General features: G+C 59.2%; 25 protein-coding genes and 1 tRNA gene. 15 read left to right on the top strand and 11 right to left on the bottom strand.

Going from position 1 to position 23,862, the window contains the following annotated elements; translation table 11 throughout:
* Window positions 1-122 precede the first annotated feature (122 nt).
* A tRNA-Pro gene (locus HMPREF2888_RS08085) sits at window positions 123-199 on the bottom strand.
* Between the two features lie 102 nt (window positions 200-301).
* Window positions 302-1,174, bottom strand: coding sequence for a metallophosphoesterase (locus HMPREF2888_RS08080; protein WP_275437124.1), 873 nt, complete (start codon window positions 1,172-1,174; stop codon window positions 302-304).
* 51 nt (window positions 1,175-1,225) lie between these two features.
* On the opposite strand from HMPREF2888_RS08080, the gene HMPREF2888_RS08075 reads away from it, so the two are divergent.
* Window positions 1,226-1,690 carry a GatB/YqeY domain-containing protein gene (locus HMPREF2888_RS08075; RefSeq protein WP_061920175.1) on the top strand — a complete coding sequence of 155 codons (465 nt, stop codon included), beginning with the start codon at window positions 1,226-1,228 and terminating at the stop codon, window positions 1,688-1,690.
* Window positions 1,691-1,800: 110 nt separating this feature from the next.
* Here the strand turns inward: HMPREF2888_RS08075 and HMPREF2888_RS08070 are convergent, their stop codons facing one another.
* Complete coding sequence (locus HMPREF2888_RS08070) at window positions 1,801-4,248, bottom strand: transglycosylase domain-containing protein (protein ID WP_070432343.1); 2,448 nt, start codon at window positions 4,246-4,248, stop codon at window positions 1,801-1,803.
* Window positions 4,249-4,471: 223 nt separating this feature from the next.
* On the opposite strand from HMPREF2888_RS08070, the gene HMPREF2888_RS08065 reads away from it, so the two are divergent.
* Genes HMPREF2888_RS08065 through HMPREF2888_RS08055 form a run of 4 tightly spaced genes read left to right on the top strand, consistent with a single transcriptional unit; the run spans window position 4,472 to window position 6,303 of the window.
* Window positions 4,472-4,795: a WhiB family transcriptional regulator gene (locus HMPREF2888_RS08065; RefSeq protein ID WP_061920180.1), complete on the top strand. Its 324-nt coding sequence runs from the start codon at window positions 4,472-4,474 to the stop codon at window positions 4,793-4,795.
* A 59-nt stretch (window positions 4,796-4,854) separates the two neighbouring features.
* Complete coding sequence (locus tag HMPREF2888_RS12760) at window positions 4,855-5,013, top strand: Sp36 family protein (protein WP_086892235.1); 159 nt, start codon at window positions 4,855-4,857, stop codon at window positions 5,011-5,013.
* Window positions 5,013-5,471 (top strand): RidA family protein, encoded by a 459-nt coding sequence (locus HMPREF2888_RS08060; RefSeq protein ID WP_070432342.1) that lies wholly within the window; start codon window positions 5,013-5,015, stop codon window positions 5,469-5,471. Before HMPREF2888_RS12760 ends, HMPREF2888_RS08060 begins: the two co-directional genes overlap by 1 nt.
* Before the next feature lie 19 nt (window positions 5,472-5,490).
* Window positions 5,491-6,303: an MBL fold metallo-hydrolase gene (locus tag HMPREF2888_RS08055; RefSeq protein ID WP_061920184.1), complete on the top strand. Its 813-nt coding sequence runs from the start codon at window positions 5,491-5,493 to the stop codon at window positions 6,301-6,303.
* Window positions 6,304-6,404: 101 nt separating this feature from the next.
* Here the strand turns inward: HMPREF2888_RS08055 and glxR are convergent, their stop codons facing one another.
* A complete protein-coding gene (gene glxR / locus HMPREF2888_RS08050) occupies window positions 6,405-7,088 on the bottom strand; it encodes a CRP-like cAMP-activated global transcriptional regulator GlxR (protein ID WP_061920186.1) in 684 nt (227 codons plus the stop codon).
* A 339-nt stretch (window positions 7,089-7,427) separates the two neighbouring features.
* Between glxR and nth the strand changes: the two genes are divergently transcribed.
* The 4 genes from nth to HMPREF2888_RS08030 are packed head-to-tail and all read left to right on the top strand — an operon-like array spanning window position 7,428 to window position 10,686.
* On the top strand, window positions 7,428-8,081 hold the full coding sequence (nth, locus tag HMPREF2888_RS08045) for an endonuclease III (protein ID WP_061920188.1): 654 nt from the start codon (window positions 7,428-7,430) through the stop codon (window positions 8,079-8,081).
* A 19-nt stretch (window positions 8,082-8,100) separates the two neighbouring features.
* Complete coding sequence (locus HMPREF2888_RS08040) at window positions 8,101-8,727, top strand: TlpA family protein disulfide reductase (protein ID WP_061920190.1); 627 nt, start codon at window positions 8,101-8,103, stop codon at window positions 8,725-8,727.
* The gene (locus HMPREF2888_RS08035; RefSeq protein ID WP_061920192.1) at window positions 8,724-9,431 is read left to right on the top strand and encodes an NUDIX hydrolase; all 708 of its coding nucleotides are present in this window, start codon (window positions 8,724-8,726) and stop codon (window positions 9,429-9,431) included. The genes HMPREF2888_RS08040 and HMPREF2888_RS08035 overlap by 4 nt, the downstream gene beginning before the upstream one ends.
* A 58-nt stretch (window positions 9,432-9,489) precedes the next feature.
* Window positions 9,490-10,686, top strand: coding sequence for a MarP family serine protease (locus tag HMPREF2888_RS08030; RefSeq protein WP_201040623.1), 1,197 nt, complete (start codon window positions 9,490-9,492; stop codon window positions 10,684-10,686).
* Here HMPREF2888_RS08030 and HMPREF2888_RS08025 read toward each other — a convergent pair.
* The 6 genes from HMPREF2888_RS08025 to HMPREF2888_RS08000 all read right to left on the bottom strand — a co-directional run bounded on the left by HMPREF2888_RS08025 (window position 10,683) and on the right by HMPREF2888_RS08000 (window position 18,004).
* Window positions 10,683-12,380 (bottom strand): dipeptide ABC transporter ATP-binding protein, encoded by a 1,698-nt coding sequence (locus HMPREF2888_RS08025; protein WP_062036154.1) that lies wholly within the window; start codon window positions 12,378-12,380, stop codon window positions 10,683-10,685. The genes HMPREF2888_RS08030 and HMPREF2888_RS08025 overlap by 4 nt on opposite strands.
* Window positions 12,380-13,339, bottom strand: a complete 960-nt coding sequence (locus HMPREF2888_RS08020) for an ABC transporter permease (protein WP_061920197.1) — start codon at window positions 13,337-13,339, stop codon at window positions 12,380-12,382. The genes HMPREF2888_RS08025 and HMPREF2888_RS08020 overlap by 1 nt, the downstream gene beginning before the upstream one ends.
* Complete coding sequence (locus HMPREF2888_RS08015) at window positions 13,332-14,258, bottom strand: ABC transporter permease (RefSeq protein WP_070432341.1); 927 nt, start codon at window positions 14,256-14,258, stop codon at window positions 13,332-13,334. The genes HMPREF2888_RS08020 and HMPREF2888_RS08015 overlap by 8 nt, the downstream gene beginning before the upstream one ends.
* A gap of 335 nt (window positions 14,259-14,593) precedes the next feature.
* Window positions 14,594-16,180 (bottom strand): peptide ABC transporter substrate-binding protein, encoded by a 1,587-nt coding sequence (locus tag HMPREF2888_RS08010; protein WP_062042569.1) that lies wholly within the window; start codon window positions 16,178-16,180, stop codon window positions 14,594-14,596.
* A 235-nt stretch (window positions 16,181-16,415) separates the two neighbouring features.
* Entirely contained in the window at window positions 16,416-17,351 is a 936-nt protein-coding gene (locus tag HMPREF2888_RS08005; protein ID WP_062042566.1) for an alpha/beta fold hydrolase, read from the bottom strand.
* 158 nt (window positions 17,352-17,509) lie between these two features.
* Window positions 17,510-18,004, bottom strand: a complete 495-nt coding sequence (locus HMPREF2888_RS08000) for a phage holin family protein (protein WP_061920205.1) — start codon at window positions 18,002-18,004, stop codon at window positions 17,510-17,512.
* A 109-nt stretch (window positions 18,005-18,113) separates the two neighbouring features.
* On the opposite strand from HMPREF2888_RS08000, the gene HMPREF2888_RS07995 reads away from it, so the two are divergent.
* Complete coding sequence (locus HMPREF2888_RS07995; protein WP_061920207.1) at window positions 18,114-18,851, top strand: hypothetical protein; 738 nt, start codon at window positions 18,114-18,116, stop codon at window positions 18,849-18,851.
* Between the two features lie 9 nt (window positions 18,852-18,860).
* Here the strand turns inward: HMPREF2888_RS07995 and HMPREF2888_RS07990 are convergent, their stop codons facing one another.
* The gene (locus HMPREF2888_RS07990) at window positions 18,861-19,727 is read right to left on the bottom strand and encodes an HAD family hydrolase (protein WP_083296628.1); all 867 of its coding nucleotides are present in this window, start codon (window positions 19,725-19,727) and stop codon (window positions 18,861-18,863) included.
* Between the two features lie 404 nt (window positions 19,728-20,131).
* Here HMPREF2888_RS07990 and ssd point away from each other — a divergent pair, with 404 nt between their 5' ends.
* The 5 genes from ssd to HMPREF2888_RS07965 are packed head-to-tail and all read left to right on the top strand — an operon-like array spanning window position 20,132 to window position 23,859.
* The gene (gene ssd / locus HMPREF2888_RS07985; protein WP_070518628.1) at window positions 20,132-21,157 is read left to right on the top strand and encodes a septum site-determining protein Ssd; all 1,026 of its coding nucleotides are present in this window, start codon (window positions 20,132-20,134) and stop codon (window positions 21,155-21,157) included.
* A gap of 14 nt (window positions 21,158-21,171) precedes the next feature.
* A complete protein-coding gene (locus HMPREF2888_RS07980) occupies window positions 21,172-22,317 on the top strand; it encodes a TadA family conjugal transfer-associated ATPase (protein WP_070497020.1) in 1,146 nt (381 codons plus the stop codon).
* Window positions 22,314-23,090 (top strand): type II secretion protein F, encoded by a 777-nt coding sequence (locus tag HMPREF2888_RS07975; RefSeq protein ID WP_070518626.1) that lies wholly within the window; start codon window positions 22,314-22,316, stop codon window positions 23,088-23,090. Before HMPREF2888_RS07980 ends, HMPREF2888_RS07975 begins: the two co-directional genes overlap by 4 nt.
* On the top strand, window positions 23,084-23,614 hold the full coding sequence (locus HMPREF2888_RS07970) for a type II secretion system F family protein (protein ID WP_062042560.1): 531 nt from the start codon (window positions 23,084-23,086) through the stop codon (window positions 23,612-23,614). The genes HMPREF2888_RS07975 and HMPREF2888_RS07970 overlap by 7 nt, the downstream gene beginning before the upstream one ends.
* A 53-nt stretch (window positions 23,615-23,667) precedes the next feature.
* Window positions 23,668-23,859 (top strand): DUF4244 domain-containing protein, encoded by a 192-nt coding sequence (locus HMPREF2888_RS07965; RefSeq protein WP_061920217.1) that lies wholly within the window; start codon window positions 23,668-23,670, stop codon window positions 23,857-23,859.
* Window positions 23,860-23,862: the final 3 nt, after the last annotated feature.

The raw sequence follows: 23,862 nt of genomic DNA, 5'->3' as shown, positions 1-23,862 counted from the left end.
AAAAAGACACACTTTTTGTCGTATATCCCGGGAAGCCGACCGGCGGGCGGCGGCGGAAAAAGAAAATGGTCGCTGCTCTGTGTGAAGCAGCGACCATTTCTGTCAGCTTGTGCTGATTGTATTGGTCGGGATAACAGGATTTGAACCTGCGACCTCTTCGTCCCGAACGAAGCGCGCTACCAAGCTGCGCCATATCCCGGAAACCGTCTTACGCGGTACCCGAATACTTTAACGCAGCCTGAGGGTGAACAACAAAACGCCAGCTGAGCGGGGACTCTAGCATGTGAGGGCAGATGCGGCGCTAGGCAACTTCGGTGATGCGCAGCAGCGTCGCGGAAGGGCGGCAGAAGATGCGCACAGGGGCAAACTTCGAGGTGCCGAGGCCGTTGGAAACGTGCATCTTCATCGGGCCGAAGTCATGCAGACCCTGGACACGAGCGCGGTCGATTCCGCAGTTAGTGACCAGTGCGCGGGAGCCCGGCAGACAGATCTGGCCGCCATGGGTGTGGCCGGATAGGGAAAGCTGGTAGCCGTCGGCAGCGAATTGCTCAAGTACGCGCGGCTCAGGGGCGTGGAGCAGTGCCAATGCCAGGTCCGCATCCGGGTTGGGGGCGCCGGCGATCTCTGAATAGTCATCAAGGTCGTGGTGCGGATCATCCACGCCAGCGACGGCGAGCTTGACGTCGCCCACCTTGAATTCCACGCGAGCCTGGTTGGCGTCGTGCCAGCCACGCTCAATGAATGCCGCACGCATGCCCTTCCATGGCAGGTCAACGTAGGAAGGCTCACGCTTGCGGCCCAACAGGTACTTGAATGGGTTGACCGGACGCGGCGCCCAATAGTCGTTGGTGCCGAAGACGAACAGGCCTGGTCGGTTCAGCAGCGGGCCGAGGGCGCGCAGCGTATCGGGCACGCCGCCCTGGTCCGACAGGTTGTCGCCGGTGTTGACCACCAAATCGGGATTCAGCTTATCCAGCGCCGCAACCCACTCAATTTTTGCTTCTTGCCCCGGAATCATGTGCAGATCCGAGATATGGAGGATGCGGAACTCTTCCTCACCGCGCAAAGTGCCCGCAGGCAGCAGCGGCAGCGTGTACTCTTTCAGCTCAAACTTGGTCAGTTCGGTGTAACCCCACGCCAGGGTGCCAAGGCCAGCGGCGGCAATGCCGCCCATAATCGGGAGAATCTTCACCTAATCAAGCCTACCTGGCGTAGATTGAAGTACATGAGCCAGCTTAAAGAAACCATTCGTGGAGATCTGAAGACCGCAATGAAGGCCCGCGAGAAGGAACGCACCAGCGCTATCCGCGCCCTGCTCGCTGCAATTCAGGCAGAAGAAACCAATGGCGCACGCCATGAACTAACCGATGAAGACGTACTCAAGGTCATCGCACGCGAAATCAAGAAGCGCCGCGAGTCCGCTGAGGTATACGCAGAAAATGGCCGCCAGGAGCTGGCCGACGCCGAGCTTGCCGACGTCCCTTACTTCGAGGCCTACCAGCCAGAGCAGCTTGACGACGCCGAGCTGGACACCCTCGTCGGCGAGGCCATCGCTGAGGTAGAAGCAGAAACCGGTGAGACCGTAACCATCAAGCAGATGGGTAATGTGATGAAGGTTGCCACCGCGAAGGCCGCTGGCCGCGCTGATGGCAAGCGCCTTTCCGCGGCTGTAAAGGCAAAGCTGTCTTAAGCCCTAAAAACGCGTACCGCTCTATGCAAATAAGGCGTTCAATCTCCGCGATCGGAGTGCCTTAAATACATAGAGCGGTATTTTTTATGCCCTTCTAGCTTCTCTAGAAGCTAGAGGCCGAAGAAGCTGCGGATGTCGTTAGCGACGGCGTCGATGTCTTCCTGACGGATGAGCGGCTCCGGCGCGGGTTGCTGCTGTTGCTGATCGCCGGAAGGGGCCGAGTTGGCACCGCCGGTGCCGGTCCGTGCTGCTTCGGCGCCTTGGCCGCTACCGTTGGAGGAAGGTGGAGGTGCGGCAGAAGTGCCGTCGGAAAGCTGCAAAGTGACCTCCGCACCCTTCTTGAGGCCCCTTGGCCCAGTAATCGCGCGGACCACGCGGCCATAAGGCACGCCGTTGCCCTGTACTTGCGAGATCTTTACCTCATAGCCCTCGGCCTCTAGCTTGGAGCGAGCCTCGCTTTCGGACTTGCCGCGGAGGCTGTCGAAGAGCGAATTGACCTTGCCCTCGTCATAAGCCTTGTTGTAATTCGGAACCGTGCCCTGTGCTGCGGCCGGAATGCTAGAGGCCATTGAGTAGAAGGAACGCGCGGGCTCAAGGCCGCCGAAGAGATCGCCGTAACCACACTGGCGCACCGGGCTGGTACACAGTGAGGAGGTGTTGGTACCGTCGTTGTAGATATAAGGAGCGGCAGATATAGCGGAGTTAAAGCCCAGGAATGCGGAGGACTGATTGGACTCTGTAGTACCAGTCTTTGCCGCAGCCTTGCCGTTAAAGCCCATCATCTGTGCGGAGGCAGAGGCAGTGCCCTTTTCGGTATCGGCCGTCATGTTGTTGGTCAGCGTATTGGCGATGTCCTTGTTGACGGCGCGCTCGCAATTCGGAACCTTGAGGTAGACCTCGTTGCCGTCCTTGTCCGTGATCTTGCTGATCGGGTTAGGCTCACACCACATGCCCTCCGAGGCCAAGGTGGCGCCGACGTTAGCCAGCTCCAGCGGATCTACGGCAGTCGGTCCAAGCGTGTAAGAACCCAGGTTGGATTCCTTGATGTGTTGGGCGATCGAGGTGTCCTTGTCGTAGCTGCCTTTTTCGCCATAGGAACGCAGGCCCAGTTTTACGGACATATCTACTACGTGCTCCACACCGACCTGCTCGATGAGCTTGATGAAGGTCGTATTCGGCGAGAACGCCAAGGCATCCTGCATCGTCATGGTCGCGGCGTAGTTGCCGGCGTTTTCCACGCAATAGCGGTTAGGTGGGCAGCCCGCGGCACCGCCGGAGCCCAAGCCCTCTGCTTCGTAGCGAGTTGGGACATCGAGCTGATTTTTGATGCCATAACCAGACTCCAGAGCGGCAGCGGCGGTAAAGACCTTGAAGACCGAGCCGGCGCCGTTGCCCACTAGGGAGTGCGGCTGCGGGAGCATGGTTTCGTTCTTGTCGAGGTCCAGACCATAGGTGCGGGAGGAGACCATGGCGAGCACTGGGCGGTTGGACTTGCTGGGCTCGACCACGTTCATTACCTCGGCGACACCGGGTGTATTGGGGTCTGTCTGAGAGCGCACCGCATTGAGTGCTTGGTCTTGTACGTCCGGGTTCAGCGTGGTGCGGATGGTGTAGCCGCCGCGGGCGAGCTGCTCGCGGGAGATGCCCTTTTCTTCTAGGTATTCGATGACGTAATCGCAGAAGAAGCCACGATCCTTGGCGCTGATGCAACCGTTAGGAAGCAGGGAAGGCTTATCGAGTACGCCGAGATCTTGCTGGGCGTACTTATCGGCCTCTGCCTGGGTGATGGAACCGCTATCTGCCATGGACTGCAGCACGAGGTTGCGGCGCGAGAGCACCTCGTCCTTATTGGTAAAGGGGTTGAGGTACTCAGAGGATTGGACCATGCCGGCCAGCATCGCTGCCTGTGGCACAGTGAGTTCAGAAGCATGGGTGCCAAAATAGGTGCGCGCAGCGGCCTCGACGCCGTAGGCGTGATTGCCGAAGGGGACGAGGTTCAGGTAATTGCTGAGGATTTCTTCCTTGTCCAGCTTCTTATCGAGGTCCGTTGCCATGCGCATCTCACGCAGCTTGCGCGGTACCGATTGCTCGATGGCGGCGGCGCGTTCTTCCTCCGTTTTGGCATTGACCAGCAGCAGGTAGTTCTTTACATATTGCTGGTTCAAAGTTGAAGCGCCCTGGGAGACGCCGCCGGAAGCCAAGTTGCTCCAAAGGGCACGGAAATTGCCTTGGAAGTCAACGCCCTCGTGCTCGTAGAACCGGCGGTCCTCGATTGCGACGATTGCCTGCTTCATCGGCTTGGAAATCTTCTCGGCGCTAACAGGGTGGCGACGCTGCTCATATATATAGGCCAGGCTGTTGCCTTTGGCGTCCAAAATCGTGGATACGCCCGGGGCGTCGCCAGCAGTGAGATCTTGCAGATCGGACTGCATGGTGTCGTTGGTACGGGCAATTGCCACACCAGAAAGACCCGCAAAGGGGGCAATTACTACGGCGATGAGCGCCCCCACTAGAACCGTGGAGAGGGCAATTTTTCCCAGGGATTTGATGACAGTCACGAGAAACACCCTACGTGGTGAAACTGTGAGCGGGGAAGAATGAACTCCCCCCTAAAGTGTGACGTGTTAGACAAGTGCTTACGCGTGTGAATACACTTACCGTTGTTACATAATATTCCGCAATCTGAAACATCTTACAAGCGGCTGCGCTGCTTGCATGGGGTTTCATAAAAATTATTCCCAAAGCCGCGGAATAGGTAGTAGAGGAAGGAGCTACCCAGTCATGACCGTAAGCCTGAAGGTAACGGGAGCGTCTAAGTCTGCAAGTGCGACCGAGCGCGGTGAATGGGTAACTCAAGCAAAGTGCCGTAACGGTGACCCAGACGCATTGTTTGTCCGTGGAGCCGAGCAGCGTAAGGCTGCTGTAATTTGCCGCCACTGCCCGGTGCTCAATGAATGCCGTGCCGATGCCCTCGATAACCGCGTGGAATTTGGCGTATGGGGTGGCCTGACTGAGCGCCAGCGCCGTGCGCTGCTGCGCAAGAACCCGCACATCACCAGCTGGGCACACTACCTAGCTGAGGGCGGCGAACTCATCGGTATTTAACCAAATCGCAGGGTTGGTTAACGCGCCATTTTTGCCCTTAGGCCGGTAGAATATGGCCTATGACTAAATGGGAATACGCTACCGCGCCAGTACTGACTCACGCGACCAAGCAGATCCTCGATTCCTGGGGTGAAGATGGTTGGGAGCTGGTTACCATCACTCCCGGCATGAATCCGGAAAATGTCGTGGCTTACTTCAAGCGTGAGGTGGAGCAGTAATGAGCTATCTCACGCGCCTAGCCGATCTTGGATATTCACTGCCTGAGGTGGCAAAGCCGCTTGCTTCCTACGTGCCTGCAGTTCGCGTAGGAGATCAGGTGTGGACCTCCGGTCAGTTGCCTGTAATTGACGGCAATCTGCCTGCCACCGGCAAGGTCGGCGCAGAGGTATCTGTTGAAGATGCGCAAGAATACGCCCGGGTGGCAGCGCTGAATGCTCTCGCAGCTATCGATTCTGTTGTTGGCTTAGACAACGTCTCGCGCGTGGTCAAGGTTGTAGGTTTCGTGGCTTCGGCACCTGACTTTGTGGAGCAGGCTGCTGTTATCAACGGTGCTTCTGACTTCATCGGAGAGCTATTCGGAGAGGCTGGCACTCACGCTCGCTCGGCTGTGGGCGTGGCCGTTTTGCCGAAAAACTCGCCCGTCGAGGTTGAAGTTATCATAGAAATTTCTAAGTGATCGGATAGGCTTAGTAACCATGGAGCATCCTGCATACAGCCAATTGCGTCCCGTGACTCAATCCGTGGGCGTTGTTCTTTGTGACAACCCAAGCTACACGGCACTTGAGGGAACCAACACGTGGATCATTCGCGCTAACGAAGATTCCAGGGCCATCGTTGTTGATCCGGGCCCAGAAGATGAAGGTCACCTCAACGTTGTCAGCGCTAACGCTGGCGAGGTGGCGCTGATTTTGGTTACCCACCGTCACGATGATCACGCATCGGGTGCGCAGCGTCTTCGCCAGCTCACCGGTGCGCCGATCCGCGCTTTCGACCCGAACTACTGCAATGGAGCAGAGGCGCTTGTCGACGGCGAAATTATCACCGTCGACGGAATCACCCCGCAGCTAGAGGTGGTCCACACCCCAGGGCACACTGCGGATTCCACCTCTTTCTTTGTGTGGTCTGGAGTTGCCAAGGATTCTCAGCTCGAGGGAATCATGACCGGCGACACCATTGCCGGCCGCCACACCGTCTTGCTGTCTGAGACCGACGGTGACTTGGGCGAATACTTGAAGACCTTGGACATGCTGGAAGAGCGCGGCAAGGATATCCCGCTGCTGCCTGGCCACGGCCCAGATTTGGATGATGTTTCCCAGGTTGCGCGCAAGTACATTGACCGTCGCTACCACCGTCTTGAGCAGATCAAGGAAATCCACGGCCGCTTGGGCGAGGACATTGATCTCAAGACTTTGGTCGATGAGATGTATGACGACGTTGACCCAGTTCTGCGGCATGCAGCTGAGCAGTCCACTCGTACTACTTTGAAGTACTTAGCTGCGCGCAAGTAGGCGGGGCAAATAAACTGCCTGAACAAAACCGCTAAAACTAAAAATAATCTCCCGGCCTCCTGAATAGGGAAGCTGGGAGATTACTTTTAGTTTTAAGGCTATTAGCGAGCGCGCTTTGCCAGGTGCTCGGTATCCACGATGAGGACGGACTTGCCTTCGAGGCGGATCCAACCGCGGTGCGCGAAGGTAGCTAGAGCCTTGTTGACGGTCTCGCGGGAAGCGCCGACCAGCTGGGCGATCTCTTCCTGGGTGAGGTCGTGGTTGACGCGCAGTGCGCCACCTTCCTGCACGCCGAAGCGGTTAGCCAGCTGCAGCAGGGTCTTAGCAACGCGGCCCGGAACGTCGGTGAAGATGAGGTCCGCGAGGTTCGCGTTGGTGCGGCGCAGGCGGCGAGCCAGAACGCGCAGCAACTGCTGGGCGATGGCAGGGTGATCAGCGACCCACTGCTTGAGCATCTCGGAGTTCATGGTGGCTGCCTGCACCTCGGTGACGCAGACTGCGGAGGAGGTGCGTGGGCCTGGATCGAAGATGGAGAGCTCGCCGAACATATCGGAAGGGCCCATGACGGTCAGCAGGTTCTCGCGGCCATCCGGAGCGTGGCGGGCCAGCTTAATCTTGCCCGAGGTGATGATGTAGAGACGGTCACCGGGCTCGCCTTCATCAAAAATGGTGGTTCCGCGCGGGAATCGGACGGTTTCCATCTGCTCAATGAGGTTCTGTACCGCGACGGGATCAACGCCCTGGAAAATGCCAGCGCGAGAAAGAATGTCCTGTACGCCTTCCACGATTTACTCCTTGAAGTCAATGGGGGGTAGTGGTGTTGAAATGCTCAGAACTCTTCCAAGCATTTGACGCGTGTGTAACGAAAACCTAGATGTGTTCTAGCGATACAGGCGCGCGCCCCTATGTAACTCATCTCATCCTACAGTGTAATTTGTCACTTTATCTAACCTCGTGAAAAATTGTCACAGCTTAGAGGAGGTCAGGGGCGTATGCGAAGAAATTTCTTAGTTTCCGAGGACCTTCGCCTCAAGCTTTTCCATGAGGATTGCAAACAGTGCGAGGGCGACGGGCACGATGATAACCAGTGAGACCATGCCCGCCATTCTACTAAGGTAGGAAAGATGTCTGAGTCATCGCCCGCTAGCCGTGCATCGCGCATCAATGACCTGCTAGCAACGGAGTACCCCGACGCCGAATGCGAACTAGATTTTCGCAATCCCCTAGAGCTGCTCGTAGCCACGGTGCTCTCGGCACAATGCACCGATGCCAGGGTCAACCAGGTTACCCCGGAGCTTTTTGAAGAGTATCCCTCTGCCGCGCATTATGCCGCGGCCCGAAGGGCCGACCTGGAGGCTGTTTTGCGCCCGCTGGGCTTTCAGCGCGCGAAGGCGGGGCACTTGCTGGGCATCGGCGAGAAAATCATGGCCGATTTCGATGGGCAAGTCCCTACCGGGATTAAGGAGCTGACCTCTTTGCCCGGCGTGGGCCGCAAGACTGCGCTGGTGGTACGTGGCAATGCCTTTGGGCTGCCGGGGATTACTGTGGATACCCACTTCGGAAGGCTCATGCAGCGCATGGCTTTGAGCGAATCCAAGACGCCGCTGCAGATTGAAAAGGACATAGCCCAGCTGCTGCCGGAGGAAGAATGGACGATGTTTTCGCATCGCATCATCTTCCATGGCCGCCGTGTTTGCCATGCGCGTTCCCCGCAATGCGGTGCCTGTGTAGTGCGTCATTTGTGTCCTACGGGCGCCGCACCTCCTGATGTCCGGTAGGGGCAGTAAGGTATTGCGCATGAACAGGCCCAACGTTTATGTCATCGGTTCGCTCATCGCAGCAGTGCTTGTTGCCTTGGTGGCCTTTGTTGGAGCACGCAGCCTTTTGGGCGCAGGCCAGGATTCCGCAAACAGTGCCTCAAACAGTTCCCAGAATGCGGCCCAGAATGCGGCCCAAGGCGCGGACCAGAGCGCTACTGCGGGTGTTGGCGCGAACGCGGACGTCGCCAAGCGCCCGGCGTGTCCGGAAGGGCCGGTCGCCGGAGTAGAACTTGAGTGCTTGGGCGCGCAGGCCAAGGGGAAGGCAAAGGATGTGCAGGTCATCAACGTCTGGGCCTGGTGGTGCGAGCCTTGCCGAGCTGAGCTGCCGTATGTGCGCCAGATTGCGGATGAGCATCCCGAATGGTCCGTCGTGGGAGTGCATGCGGATAAGAATGCAGCAAATGGCGCGGCCTTTTTGGAAGACCTCGGCGTGAATCTCGCAAGCTACCAAGACTCCGATAATTCCTTCGCCGGCACCCTGGGTCTTCCCGGCGTCATCCCGGTCACCGTCGTGGCCTATAAGGGCGAGGTGAAAAAGCAGTACGTCAAGCCTTTTAAGTCGGAGGAAGAGCTGGAGAAGGCCGTGGAGGAGGCCCTGCGATGAGCACGCGGGAACGCACGGTCTTTCCAGAACGAGCGCCGGGGTGGCTGCGTCCTGCCTTAGGCGTGGATGCGCGGGCGGTGCAGGAGCGAATCGGCAACCGGGATGCGGATCGCTTTACCCAAACCACACCACCGGTGCGGCGTGAGTCTGCCGTTTTGGTCCTGTTCAAAGGCTCTAGTTTTAAGGATGGGGAAGTGCTGCTCACACACCGTTCGCCCACCATGCGCTCTCATTCAGGCCAAATTGCTTTCCCTGGCGGACGGCGGGACCCAGAAGACGCCACGCTTGTCGACGTTGCACTACGCGAGGCCTGGGAAGAAACCGGGCTGGAGCGCGCGAGTGTGACTGCCCTGGAAGTGTGGGAGCAGTTGCATATTCGTGCAACGGGTAACCCTGTAAGCCCGGTCTTGGCCTACTGGCACTCCCCGGGCGAGGTCTGGGCTGCCAGCCCGGAAGAGACCGATGACGTGTTTTGGTATCCATTGCGTGAGCTCGCGGAGCCGAAGAATCGTTTGTTGGTGGGCTTCGGTCCGTGGCATGGCCCGGCCTTTTATACGAATGACTACCTCGTGTGGGGGTTTACTGCCGGAATTCTGGCAACAATATTGGAGCACGCTGGGTGGGAGCGCACATGGGATAACAATTCCGTGCATGATCTGCACGGCGCACTAAGCCGCTCCCGGAATAATGAGAAGATGTTTTAGCTTTCGCAGGCTACTTACGGCTCTTCTTAGACAATAGAAAAAGAAAGATTTTCCTCCCGTGACCCTGACCCTCGCCCTAGACCTCCTGATCATGGTCGCCGTATTGCTCGCCTTGGTGGCGGGCTGGCGCCAAGGAGCTATCTCTGCCGTGCTTTCCTTCGTGGGCATCGTGGCAGGCGTTGTGTTGGGCACGGTGCTGGCCCCCGTTGCCATGCAGCTTACGGACCAAGCGGCTTTGCGCTTCCTGCTGGCCATCGGCGTGCTTATTCTGCTCGTGGGCGTCGGCCAGCTCATCGGCGCAAGCATCGGTGCGCGCTTGCGCGATAGAATGCGGACCCGGCAAAAGCAGCGCGTGGATTCTTTCATCGGTGCCGGCTTCCAGGCAGTGGCTGCGATCTTTGTGATTTGGTTGGTTTCGCTGCCCTTGGCCTCCAATGTGGGCGGTACCCCAGGCAAGGCCTTGCGCGAATCACGCATTCTGACGGCGCTTAATGGGGTGGCGCCTACGCAGCTGGCTGCGTTGCCGAATGGTGTCGCGGCGATGCTGAATGAATCCGGCCTGCCGCCGCTGGTCTCGCCGTGGCAGACTTCCGACTCAGCCGTCGAGGTGGCCGCGCCGCCACAGGACGTGAACGATCCTGCGCTGGTAGAGCAGCTGCGTCCATCAATTATTCACGTGCTTGGCGACGCAGAGGTTTGCTCCCGCCGCTTGATGGGTTCCGGCTTCGTCGCGGCCGATGATTACGTGATCACTAACGCCCACGTGGTAGCCGGCACTGAGAAGGTGCACCTCGATACCGTGTTGGGGCTGCGCGAAGCGCAGGTGGTTTATTACAACCCGGACGTCGATATTGCTGTGCTGCACAGCAAGAACCTGGGAATTGCTCCGCTTGAGTGGGCTGAACAACCGGCAGATACCGGCGATGACGTAATGGTCATGGGCTTCCCGCACTCCGGGCCGTTCGACGCCGGCATGGCGCGGGTGCGCGAGCGCATCACCATTGCTGGGCCGGATATCTATTCCAAGGGCCGCGTCGAGCGTGATGCTTATACGGTGCGCGGCACCATTCGCCAGGGAAATTCAGGTGGCCCGATAGTCAATGACATGGGCCAGGTGTTGGGCGTGGTCTTCGGCGCTTCCGTGGATGATGCGGAGACCGGCTACGCTCTTACCGCCGACGAGGTAAAAAACCACATCGGCGATATCACGCAGCTGCGGAGCCCGGCAGACACCGGCAGCTGCGTTGCTAGCTAGCTTTTGGTCAGCCCCAAGTTGCTGCCCGTGCCAATCTCCAAGTGCATGCCTGGAACCGAGTTGATGAGGTTGCGGGTGTATTCCTCTTGCGGGTTGTTGAAGATGGCCTCGGAGGTGCCAGCCTCCATGACCTTGCCTTTGCGCATAACCACGACGTCGTCGGCAGTCTGACGCACCACGGCTAGGTCGTGGGTGATGAACAGGTAAGACAGCTTGAGCTCGGACTGCAGCTGCGCCAAGAGCTTGATGATCTGGTCTTGGACCAGCACGTCGAGTGCGGAGACCGCCTCGTCGAGAACAATGACCTCTGGGTGCAGGGCCAAGGCACGAGCGATCGCGATACGCTGACGCTGACCACCGGAAAGCTCGTTCGGGTAGCGGCGCATCGCAGAACGCGGCATTGCCACCATGTCGAGCAACTCTGCAACGCGGGCCTCGCGCTCTTTGCGGTTACCCACCTTGTGCAGCGCGAGTGGTTCCTCGATGCACTTGTAGATGGAATACATCGGATCCAAGGAACCATATGGGTTCTGGAAGACCACCTGCATCTTGCGGCGCAGCTGGAAAAGCTCCTTCTTGGACAGCTTCGAGGTGTCCTTGCCCTCGAACTCGATGGTGCCGGAGGTCGGGGAGAGCAGGCCCAGCACCATGTTTGCCACGGTGGACTTGCCCGAACCAGACTCGCCCACGAGTGCCATGGTGGTGCCGCGACGGATATCAAAAGAGACGTCGTCGACTGCCTTGAGCAGTTTCTTCTCGCCGCGCTGACCGCGGATATCGAATTCCTTGTTCAGGTTGCGCACGGAGATGACGGCTTCATCTTCGATGTTGGCGCTGTGCGAAGCCGCGGCCTTGAGCTCTGTGCTTTCCACGCCTGCCTCTTGGGCAGCGCGGATGCGCGAGGAAGCCAAGGAAGGCGCTGCGGTAACCAGACGCTGGGTATATGGGTGCTCCGGATCGCGCAGAATCTCGCGCGAAGGACCAGACTCCACGATGCGGCCGCGGTGCATCACGATGAGGTGCTCGGCGCGTTCTGCCGCCAAGCCCAAGTCGTGGGTAATAAATAGCACGGCGTTGCCCAGCTCTTCAGCGAGGTGACCCAGGTGGTCCAGGATGGTCTTCTGCACGGTCACGTCCAGCGCCGAGGTGGGCTCGTCGGCAATCAGCAGCTTTGGGCGCGCAGCCAGGCCGATGCCGATGAGTGCGCGCTGGCGCATGCCGCCAGAAAACTCGTGTGGATACTGCTTGGCGCGACGCGCGGCGTCGGGAAGCCCTGCTTCCTCCAGGATCTCCACGACGCACTTTTCGCGCTCGGAGCCCTCCAGCACGTTGTTAGCCTTCAGCGACTCTTCGACCTGGGTGCCGATACGCCAGACCGGGTTCAAGTTGGACATTGGATCCTGCGGAACCAAGCCGATCTTGTTTCCGCGCAGGGCCTCGAACTGCTTGTCGTTGTAGTGGGTGATGTCCTCACCCTCGAAGAGGATTTGTCCCTTCGTCACCTTGCCGGTGCCCGGCAGAAGTCCCAGGATGGACATCGCGGTTGTGGACTTACCGGAACCGGACTCGCCCACGATTGCCACGGACTGGCCTGGGTAGATGGTCATGTTGACGCCACGTACTGCCTCGACGGTGCCGGTGGAGGACTCGAAGGAGATGTGGACGTCCTTCATTTCAAGAAGTGGCTTATTCATTAGCGATTCCTTGCCTTCGGGTCGAGGGCGTCGCGGACGACGTCGCCCATCATGATGAAGCTCAGAACGGTCAGGCCCAGAGCGCCTGCCGGGTAGAACAAAACGGCTGGATTCATGCGCAGGGAGGCCTGTGCATCAGAGATGTCGCCGCCCCACGAGACGAACGTGGAGGGCAGGCCGATGCCGAGGAAGGACAGCGTGGCCTCGGCAACGATGTAGGTGCCCAGCGCGACGGTGGCATAAGAAATGATCGGAGCCGCAGCGTTCGGCAGGACGTGGCTAAACAGGATGCGGGCGTTGGAAGCACCGATGGAACGCGCGGATTGGACGAATTCCTCGTTCTTGATGGATACAACGGCACCGCGGGTGATGCGGGCGATGGATACCCAGCCGAACAAGCCAAGTACGAGAACCACAGTGATGATGGTGCGGTGCTCCTTGAACATCTGCATGACAACGATGGCCGCCAACACCAGCGGGATGGCGAAGAAGATATCGGTGATGCGGGAGAGAACAGCGTCAATCCAACCGCCGAAGAAGCCGGCTATGGCGCCCACTAGGGCACCGATGATGACCACGAGGAGGGTGGTCAAAACACCGACGATCACGGATGCGCGTGCGCCGTAGATAACGCGGGCGTAGATATCGCAGCCCTGGCGGTTAAAGCCGAATGGGTGGCCTGCCTCTGCTGGGTCGAGCGACTTGGAGAGCTCGCACATACGCGGGTCAGTATTGGTGAAAAGGCCGGGGAAGAGCGCGAGGAGAATCGCCAAGGTGATCATCACGGCGGCGACCCAGAACAATGGGCGGCGGCGCAGGTAACGCCATGCTTCGCCCCACTGGGAGGAAGGGGCGGATTCATCCTTGACAGCGTCGACGGCGCCGAGGCCGGTCTCGTCGACGTCGGAGATGAAGTGCTCCTGGCCTGGGTACTGGGTGGTCTTGTCGAGTTTAGGCATAGCGGATCCTCGGGTCGAGTACTGCGTAGAGGAGGTCAACCAGCAGGTTGGCGATGATGTAGATGATCACCAGCACGGTGGTGAAGGAGACGATTGTGGTCGGCTCGCCGCGCAGGATGGCTTGGTACATGGTGCCGCCGACGCCGTTGATGCCGAAGATTCCTTCGGTGACGATGGCGCCGGTCATCAGCGCACCGATGTCGGCGCCGATGAAGGTGGCAACGGGGATAAGCGAGTTGCGCAGCACGTGTCGGCGGGTAACAGCCCCGCTGGAAAGACCTTTTGCGCGCGCGGTGCGTACGTAGTCAGCGCGTAGGTTCTCGGCCACAGACTGACGTGTCAGGCGGATGACGTATGCCAGGGACAGCGCACCCAGGACGGTGGCCGGCATGAGCAGGGCTTCGAAGGAAGCCTTAGCGCCGACGGTTACGGGCAGCAGCTGCCATTTAATACCGATGAGGTACTGGAAGACGAAGCCAATGACGAAGGAAGGAACGGCGATAACCAAGAGGGACACGACCAAGACGGTGGAATCAAAGAAACCGCCGCGGCGCATGCCGGCGATGACGCCGAAGAGAATGCCGAAGACCGTCTCGAAGACGATGGCCATGAGCGTCAGCTTCACCGTGACGGGGAAGGCATTAGCCATGACCTGAGTGACCGGGACGCCGGAGAAGGTCGTGCCGAAGTCCAGCATGAAGATGCCCTTGATGTAGAGCAGGTACTGGACAATGAATGGCTTGTCGAGGTTGTATTCCGCCTCGATCCTGGCGCGAGCTGCCTCGGTGAGGCCGCGGTCGCCGCCGAGGGCTTCGACCGGGTCACCGGGCATCAAGAAAACCAGTGCGTAGATGAGCAGGGTGGCTCCGAAGAACACCGGGATCATCTGGAGCACTCGTCGCCCGATATAGCGCAACATAGTGTCGTCCTTTACTAGTTGTGTACATTCGCTTGCCGACGCCGCGTGGAACCTGGCGGGTCCGTGCGTATTTACGCTGTGGCAGAGGCTGCTTACGCGTTTATTAAAATCTGTCGCCTGTCTGGCTATAGGAAATCGTAGTTTGTGACCTATCTCAATGTGCAATATGCAGGCGTTATCGAATTATTAGAGGGGTAGTGCGCGGGGGCCTTGTCAATAACGGGCCTAGTCCGTAACAGAAACTGTGGGATGTGCAAACCGAGAAAGGGGCGGGCATGGCATTGCTCCGCCTCGAACGCGCCGAGGCGGAGCAGGTGCCATGAGCGGAAGGAGGGTTACTCCTTGGTGATTTCGTAGTAGACCGGTACGCCCTTCCAGCTGAACTTAGCGTCGCTTACGGCCTCGGAGAAGCCGCCGGTGGCGTTCGGGTACCACAGTGGGATGGCCGGCAGGTCCTCGAACAGGATTGCCTGGGCCTCCTTGTACTTGGCATTAGCCTCTTCTTGGGAGCTGGACTTTGCTGCCTCTACCAGGAGCTTGTCGAACTCTTCGTTGGAGTAGTCGCCGTCGTTAGAAGAGCCACCGGTCTGGTACAGCGGTGCCAAGAAGTTACCCATGGATGGGTAGTCTGCCTGCCAGCCGGTGCGGAAGCCGGTCTTGATGGTGCGGTTGGTGACTTCATCACGCAGGGACTTGAAGTCCGGGTAAGGCGCGCCAACTGCCTCGATGCCCAAGGTGTTCTTGATGGAGTTGGAGACTGCGTCAACCCAGCTCTTGTGGCCGCCGTCAGAGTTGTAGGCGATCTCGAAGGAAGGCGAGGACCACTTGTTCATCTTGTCGGCCTTGGCCCACAGCTCCTTGGCCTTTTCTGGGTCATACTTCAAGACCTCATTGCCCTCGATGTCCTCGGAGTAGCCCGGCAGAACAGGGGAGGTGAAGTCCTTGGCTGGGGTGCGGGTGCCCTTGAAGATGGTCTCGGTGATCTCGTCACGGTTGATTGCGTAAGAGATTGCCTGGCGGCGTAACTTGCCCTCTTCGCCGGAGAAATGCTCAAGGTTCTCGCCGATGGTGAAGGACTGGAAGCCTGCGTAAGGCTGGTTGGATGCGCGCTCACCCAGGTCGGACTCGTAGACGTCGAAGGCGGCATCTGGGACGGCGTCGAGAAGATCCAGGTTGCCGGAGAGCAGATCGGCGTAGGCGGCGTCGTTAGAAGTGTAGAAGACGAACTTAACGCCGTCGTTAGCAGCCTTCTGGCCACCCTTGTACTCCTCGTTCGGAACGACGGTAGCGTCCTGGTTGTGGTTCCACTCGGCGAGCTTGTACGGGCCATTGCCGATTGGGTTCTGGCCAAAGGCCTCCAGGTCATCGAAGGCGGACTCGTGGAGCGGGTAGAACGCGGAGTAACCCAGCTGTGCTGGGAAGTCTTGTTCAGGGTTGTTGAGCTCGACGGTGAAGGTGTAATCGTCTTCTACCTTCAGGCCCTCGAGCTCCTTTACGCCCTCCTTGAAGCCCTTGATGTTGCTGAAGAAGGAAGCGTTGAGCTGATCGTTTGCCACTGCGTAGTTCCACGCGTCAACGAAGTTCTTTGCGGTAACCGGGGAACCATCGGAGAAGTTGGTCTTCTTGAGCTTGATGGTGAACTTGGTGTTGTCCTTGTTCGGCTCGATGGATTCTGCGATCTCGTTCTGCGCCTTGCCATCCGCGTCGTAGTACACGAGGCCCGAGTAGATGCTGTCAACGATGCGGCCGCCGCCGGTTTCGTTGGTGTTTGCCGGGATCAGCGGGTTCTGGGGTTCGCTGCCCCATGCGGTGATGTAGTTGCCGCCGGAGCCGTTCGCGGAGCCGTTATCGCTACCGCATGCCGCGAGGGCCAGGGTTAGGGAGGCTGCAGAAACTACAGCGAACGTCTTTTTGATCGTCATAACGGGGAGAGACCTCCGAATTAGGTCGAGCCTTGAGTGAACATTGATGAACCTTGAAAGGTTGGAACTGAAGTTACACTGTGGCTGCGCGCACATTCAAGGATTTGAAAATTATAAGCGTGTGATGAAAACTATAAGTCGGCAGATAGTATTATCTGTACAGGACTTTTGTGCGAATACATAAAGAAAACGCCACCCCTTTGTGGGGTGGCGCTCTGAAAGTATTAATTGTTACTTATTTCGCAATTTGTTCCCTTAAGGGTGCAAGCCATTGCTGAAGGGTCTCGACGAAAACGCCCGGGGCCTCGATGTGTGGCAGATTCTTAGTCTGCGGAATGGTCTTTTCTTCGAAGGTACCAAGGCAGCGGTTTTTCGCGCGGCGAATAAGCGGGCGCCATAGTTGCTGAGCGGGATGAAAATAAAGAATGGGTGCTTCCACCGAGGAGTCGATCCAACTTAATGGCGGAACAGCAGTGCGCATGCGGTGGTTCCACAAGATGCCGCGGCGTACATTGCCGATTTGTGAGGCGGTAATGCGCAGCTGCGCAATCTGGTTGCGTGCGTCGTGCGAAAAGCTCGAGTCGGTGTTGAGGGCCAGCTCTTTTTCATAGCTTGAGGCATAAAGGAGAGGGTTGCGGCGGCTGAGTGGTCCGCCCAAGCGGCAAAGGGCGGCGCGCAAAAGGAGCCAGCCGAAGTCCCAGGGACGTGCCGCCATCGCGCGGCGCAGATCGACCGGGTGGGAAGAAGAGATGGAAACTAAGCCAAGCGTGCGTTCTGGGCGCTCGCTAGCTACCGCCCAGGCAATTGCGCCACCGGCATCTGCGCCAACCAAGAAGGCTGCATCGTGGCCCAAGGCTTGGATTACGCCGGTGACGTCGCCAACCACTGCGCGTATATCTTGGCCTGCTTCGACTGGCGGTTTATCGGAAAGGCCAAAGCCGCGCATGTCGAGGGAAGCAACGTGAAAGCCTTGTGCGGCCAAAGGGGCGATGGCGTCTTTGAAATCGAACCAGCCGCCGAAAGAGCCGTGTAGGAAAAGTACGAGCGGATCGCTTGGAGAACCTGCGGTTGCAACGTGGAGGCGAATGCCGCGGGTATGGATGTACTCGTGTTTGAATGGTCCGTCTAGCTCAACCACCGAGGGCGACAAGGGTGCTGGAGTCTGGGCCATGAGATGTGGTTCCTTTCACCAGATGAGGCAGCTTGCAGCAAGAAGGGGTGGGAGAGACGGGGGCGGCGAAAAGCAAACTCGCCTATTAAATGCTAAACCCGCCCGAGCAAAAGCAAGCTCGGGCGGACTAAGCGAAGAAAAATCTCAAGGTAGAAGCTTTAGGTGTACAAACCGCGCTCGACGGACTTGGAAGCCTTGCCTGGAACCAGCTTCTTTAGTTCCTTGGTGGACTCGATGGTCTTCTCGGGTGCCTTGACCTTCTTGATGTTCTTAAAGCCGATGAAGCCAACGACGGCTGCGATCACCAGCATGATGAGGAAGACGATCAGGAATGCGGCCCAACGGTCGAGCCACTTGTCAAGCAGCTCGGCGAGGAAGAGGAAAAAGAAGAAAGAGCTATAAAGCGCAACGGTTCCGGCAACGCCGAACATGCCAGCACCGATGCCGCCCTTCTTAGCGGACTGAGCCAGCTCGGTCTTGGCGAGCTCGACCTCGGAGCGGACGAGCTGAGACATCTGCTCGGTAGCGTTGGAGACCAGTTGGCCAACGGAGGCCTCGCCGCGCTTCGAGCTATCGGCGTCGCTAAGCGGGATAGCGTTGACCTTTGGGGCGAACTGGTTCGCACCGTCAGTGAATAGTCCGTCGTTGCTCACGGTTAAATACTCCTAGCGTTTGTCTAAATCTGTATTGGCCATAGTAATGAAGCCTGACAGCTGCGTGTGTGAGGAATCGCAGTGGCCGCACAGGTCTATCCTAGAGGATATGGCAGAAAAAGACCCGTTGGCCCCGCTCTTTGCGTTACCCGGTGTGGAAAATTCAGCCGCGCGTGCGGTCGAGAAAATTTCTCGCGCGCACCGCCGTCCTGCTGGATTACGGAAATTTGATGTCATTTCTGCGGAATCGGCGATGCGGGGTGCACGTGCTGCGGTCTTTGTAGATGGGCTCAAAATTTCGCCCAATGTTGCGCCCGATCTATCCCCCGATCTAACTGCTGAAGACGCAATGGAAGGGCCGCTGGCCAATTCCATTAGCGCCTATAGTCTCTTGGCCCCGGAGGTTCAGGCAACCACGGTGCGTACCTTTGCCCGTGCCCCGTTGCAGGTGCTTGCGCGTCTCGACGTCGCGGCCGGCGGCACGGGAATGCCAAACAGCGCACAAGCAGCACGCGTACAAGCCCTTTCTCGTCTTGTAAGTGGAGGAAGCGGCGTTGCCTTCGACCGCCTGCTGCCCGTCGTGGTGCACGCGGAAATTGCGGCTTATGAGGTATTTGGCCCACGCAGTAACTTGATTGGAATGGTTGCCGCACGCCTGGCAGCCATCCATAGCGGATTCGATCCGCGTGGCTTCGCCGTACCGGAGACCTATTACAACCGCCATAGCGCGCAGTATTGGCAGGTCATAGGAGAATATTCGGAAAATCCCGGGCCCGCATTGGAGTTTTTGCTTGCAGCCTGGGCTGCCGGCGGCGTGGAGGCGGATGGAATCGCGCGCTCGGCCTAGAAGCTGGCACTAGGCGCTGGACTTTGGGGCACGCAGAAAATCCGGGTGCTGGTTGAGCCAGAGCCCTGCGGCCACAACCGCTGCGATGCCAGCGACGACGGCAGATCCAATGCCTACTTCTTTTGCGCCCGGCATCGTAAATAGCGGAACCGGATCCTTGAAGGTGCGGATATCCCAGCCATGTTCCAGGGCATGCTTTTTCATGTGGCGATCGGGATTGACCGCCACTGGGTGGCCAACCAGAGCTAGCATCGGGATATCGGTGGCGGAATCAGAATAGGCAAAAGAGACATCCAGGTCGATATCTAATTCCGCAGCGAAGTCCGCAATGGCCTGAGCTTTTGCTGCGCCCTTGCAGTAGTACAGAATCTTTCCGGTGAACTTGCCGTCCACCTCTTCTAGCTCGGTAGCGACTACGCGTTCGATGCCTAGCTCTTCAGCGATGGGGCGCACGAGCGTGGCAGCCGAAGCCGAGATGATGATTACCTTGTGGCCGGCTGCTTGATGGAAATTGATGAGTTCCCGGGCCTCTGCGTAGATGGCGGGCGTGACCACGTTGTGCATGGTCTCTTTGGCGATGCTGTGTACCTCCGCGACGGACCAACCGGCGATCATTGCGGCTAGTTGATCGCGAGTGGCGTCCATCTGCTGGCTGGAGTGCCCCGCGAACATGTAGCTTGCTTTTGCAATCGACATCTGCAGCGCCTCCGCTGGGGTAATGAGCCCGTTGTGCATGAACTCTTTGCCAAAGGCGAAAGCGGAAGATGTGGCGATGATGGTCTTGTCTAGATCGAAGAACGCAGCCACGCGTGCGTAATCGGCGGCCTGGTCTACGGGAGCCTCGCCGCTGCGGTGGTGGCTGGATGCATCATTCATGTTGTGGCCAATGTTAAAGGTGTTGCGTGGCTGCGGCAAGAGGATCGGTGCAATCCAACAAATGCAGGAAACAAGCTGGATTGCTGCTGTTGTCAACCTGTCTCTTACATGTCATAATGAGCCTTGCAAGGCCCCGATATACAGTGCGGCCTGCCCCGGCTCACCCCCCCGATGCCGGGTTACCGATGACCCGCGCACACCCCCCCGAGGCGTGGGTCATCATCTATTTACAGGCGGGATGCCCTAGAAACCACGCGTTCAGGAAAGTACCAACCGCACTATTTCCACAGTTTTTAGCTGATACGTCACCTTGAGTCGCGGTAGGTGCTTTAAAACCGGCGAGTTATCCACAGCCGCAAAATTGCCTCTAGTGCTGGGGATATCGCTTCACCAATGCTGGAGGCATGAGTTCATACGACGCCAGCATCGCTATCGCAGTGGGAGATTCCGCGCTGCGGGTGGAAGTAATTGCCGCGGCAGCGGCGACGAGCGCGCAGGTTACTGCGGTTGAGGACCCGCGTGACTTCGCGCGGTACCTGCCGAAAGCCACGGTCATCGTTGCGGATAAGCTCACCGCAGAATTAGTCGCCAGCCACAGTAGGGCACCAGTGCTTTTCGTAGCAGCAGATCCAGGACCCATTGATTATGAGGCCGCCATGAAGTGCCGCAGCGCCGAGGCTTTTATCATTCCGGCGGAATCGAAACAGCTTTTGAGCGCTTTGGCGGATCGAGTCCGGCCGCAGCAGACAAGCGGCAATAACTTCGCGTTGGCCATAGTTGGCGCGGCAGGGGGAGTAGGAACTTCGACTTTTGCTTATGCCGTGGCGAGCGTGGCAGGGGCCGGACTGCTTATCGACGCCACCTCTTACTCCGGTGGGCTTGACCTACTGGCAGGAATCGAGGAGGAGCCGGGAGCGCGTTGGCCGGATCTTGCGGCAGGTAGCGGAAGCGTAAACGCAGTGGATCTACATCGCGCGTTGCCGCGAGTAGGCGAACTGGGAATTTTGGCTGCTGCGCGGAGTGGCCATGCAGGCCAGCCGAGTATTAAGCCGGCGCGCCGGGAGGCTATTTTTCAGGCTGCCGCGATGCACCCAGCCGGGGCAGTTTTCGATTGCTCGCCCCTTGAAATCCCACAGGCCTGCGAGCATGTCGTAATCCTAACGGCTGCTGAGGTGCGCCCGACTGCCGCATGCGCCAAGCTCGTGGCGGAGCTGGAGGCCAAACAACAAAAATGCAGTGTAGTGGTGCGCTACAGGCAGTGGTCAGGCCTTTCGAAGGAAGACATCGCCAAAATTGTTCACCGCGATCCGATTGCCGAAATTCCCACGCTCCGGGGTCTTACCAAAGCTGCCGATACGGGTGGTCTACGGCGGCTGCCACGCGGGCTGCGGGGGGCTGCCGAAAACGTTGTCGGCGAGGTCCTGGCATGAGCGGCGGTGCGGGGATGAGCGAGATAAATCTCTTGGATAGGTTGCGCACGATTGTGGCAGCGTCGCCTGAGTTGGTGGCTGACACTACGGCGCTCGCGCGCCGGATTCGCCAGGAGGCAGGCGTTATCAGCGATGCAGACGTGCTGGATCTGCTGCGTCGCCTGCGGCATGATTCCCTGGGCCTGGGAGTCCTCGAGCCGATCCTGGCGCAGCCCGGGCTTAGCGACGTCGTGGTTAACGGCCCGCGCAGTTGCTTTATCGACCGAGGCAATGGGCTAGAACCCACGCCAGTTTCCTTTGTCGATGATGCCGAAGTCCGCCAGCTGGCCACGCGCCTGGCCGCAGTAGCCGGCGTGCGCCTCGATGATGCGCAGCCCTTTGCCGATGGTCGGCTTGCCCGTGGGGATGGCACTGCGCTGCGCCTGCATGCTTTGTTGGCACCGCCTTCGGCTGGCGGGACGTGCATCAGCTTGCGCGTGCTACGCCAGGCGCAGACGAGCCTGGAGCAGCTTGTTGCCAGCGGGAGTATCGCGAAAGAGGTGGAGCCGCTGCTGCGGGCCATCGTGGAAAAACATGCTTCCTTCCTCGTCATCGGCGGCACCGGTGCGGGAAAGACCACTTTATTGTCGGCGCTGCTGGGCACGGTGCCTAAGAACGAGCGCATCCTCGTCATCGAAGACACCGCGGAGTTGGCGCCGTTGCATCCGCATGTGGTGACTTTAGTATCCCGGCGCGCTAATGCAGAAGGCCGCGGTGAAATAACGATGGCTAAGTTGCTGCAGCAGTCTTTGCGTATGCGCCCCGACCGCATCGTGGTCGGTGAGATTCGTGGCGCGGAGGTCGTGGACCTGCTCGCCGCATTAAACACTGGCCACGATGGCGGAGCAGGAACGTTGCATGCCAACTCCGTGTGGGAGGTGCCAGCTCGCATGGAGGCACTCGCCGCACTGGGTGGGCTGGACAGGGCGGCGTTGCACTCCCAACTGGCCGCCGCAGTGCATGTGGTCCTGGCGATGGAAAGAGGGCCTGAGGGAAGGCGCCTGGCACACATTGGGGTGCTGGAAGGCAATCCGGTACGGCCGCAGCTTATCTGGAGCGCCGACACTGGGCCGGGGGAAGGCTTTAGCGAATTTGCTGAGCGCTTAGGAGTGGCGCAATGACTTTTATTTTTCTGGCTTTAGCTGCGCTTTTAGCGCAACCATCCGCAGCACGGCGCTTGCATCAAGCGGAAGGGCGCACGCGTGTCCCGACGCTTTTGATTGGGCCAATCGTTTTTTGTGGTGGGCTGTGCTTTTATGCCTTTGGCCGCTTAAGCGTCGCCCTCGCAGTGCTCTGCGTCGTTGCCTGCGCGGTGTGGTACCTGCGGGATATCAACTCCGCGCGGAGGGCCCGGCGCGCCCGCAAAGAACTCGCCACGTTCCTGGGCACGGTCTCTGCGGATCTGCGGGCCGGTGCTACGACGGCCGGTGCCCTAAAGCGTGGTGTGCAAGCGCTACCTGCGGATTGCCCCGCCGCCGTGCTCGTGCCGCTGCGCACTGCGGCAGGCATGGCCGCCCACGGTGGGGCCATCCACGGTCCGCTCGTTGCGGCCACGGAACCGGCGGTGGTGCGGCTAGGCCAAGTCATTCGGCTCTCTTCTTTGCACGGCGTGGCGCTGGCGGGGCTGGTGGAGCAAGCTCAATCCCAGTTGGATGCGGCCCGCCGGCATGCGCAATCCACGGAGTCTTCTCTACAAGGTCCGCAGGCCACCGCGCTTATCCTGGCATGTCTGCCGCTGGCCGGCATCGCCATGGGAGGCGCGATGGGCGCGGATTCGCTGGGGCTGCTTTTAGGAGGCGGACTTGGTGGCCTTCTTCTCGTCATCGGGGTTGGCCTGGCCTGCGGCGGGTTTGCGTGGTCGCGCTACATCTTAAGGAGCGCGACGGCATGCTGACTTATCTTTGCCTGGCTCTTGCACTGTGCATTCCCACGAGCGCGCCGCTGCGTCGGCTCGTGCGGCCCAAGACTCCGCGGGATGGCCCCGGAAAGCAGCCGGCACCGCTCGATGTGGCCGCCGACCTAGAGCTCTTCGCCGCCTGCGTGGAGGCAGGGCTGTCGGTACGTGAGGCCTTGGCCGGCGTGGCGTCGACAAGCGCGTGCGCTGCCTGGAAGGAAGCGGCGACGCTGCTGGGCGTGGGCGCTCCGCTGGCCGCTGCCGTGGACGTGCTGCGCGCACAGCCGCAACTCGAAGATCTCGCTGGATTACTGGAGCTTTCCGGGGAATCGGGTGCGGCGATTGCCGCGGGCTGTCATCGCCTAGTCGAAACCTTGCGGGCGGAAGCCACAGCTCATGCCACCGCTCGGGCAGAGCGCGCCGGGGTATTCATCGCGCTGCCGCTGGCAGTGTGTTTCCTCCCAGCCTTCATAGTCCTGGGATTGGTGCCGGTGATTTTAAGCCTCGGCTCCCAACTGTTGTAACCGTAAACCACACATTTTTCACCTCAATTCACCCACAAGGAAAGGAAGAGAACATGCACAAGATTGCTGCTCAGATTAATACCGCTTTCAAGAATGACGACGGTATGTCCACCATCGAATACGCCATGGGTTCGCTGGCCGCTGCGGCCCTTGCGGCTGTGCTCTATGCCGTCATCAACGGCGGCCAGGTGCCAGACGCTATCGAATCCATCATCACTGACGCTTTGTCTAACACTCCGGGTTAAACA

The sequence above is a fragment of the Corynebacterium sp. HMSC077D03 genome (assembly GCF_001808545.1).
GTDB lineage: Bacteria > Actinomycetota > Actinomycetes > Mycobacteriales > Mycobacteriaceae > Corynebacterium > Corynebacterium simulans.
Note: the sequence above shows the minus strand (reverse complement) of the source record. Positions and strands in the feature narration are given on the sequence as shown.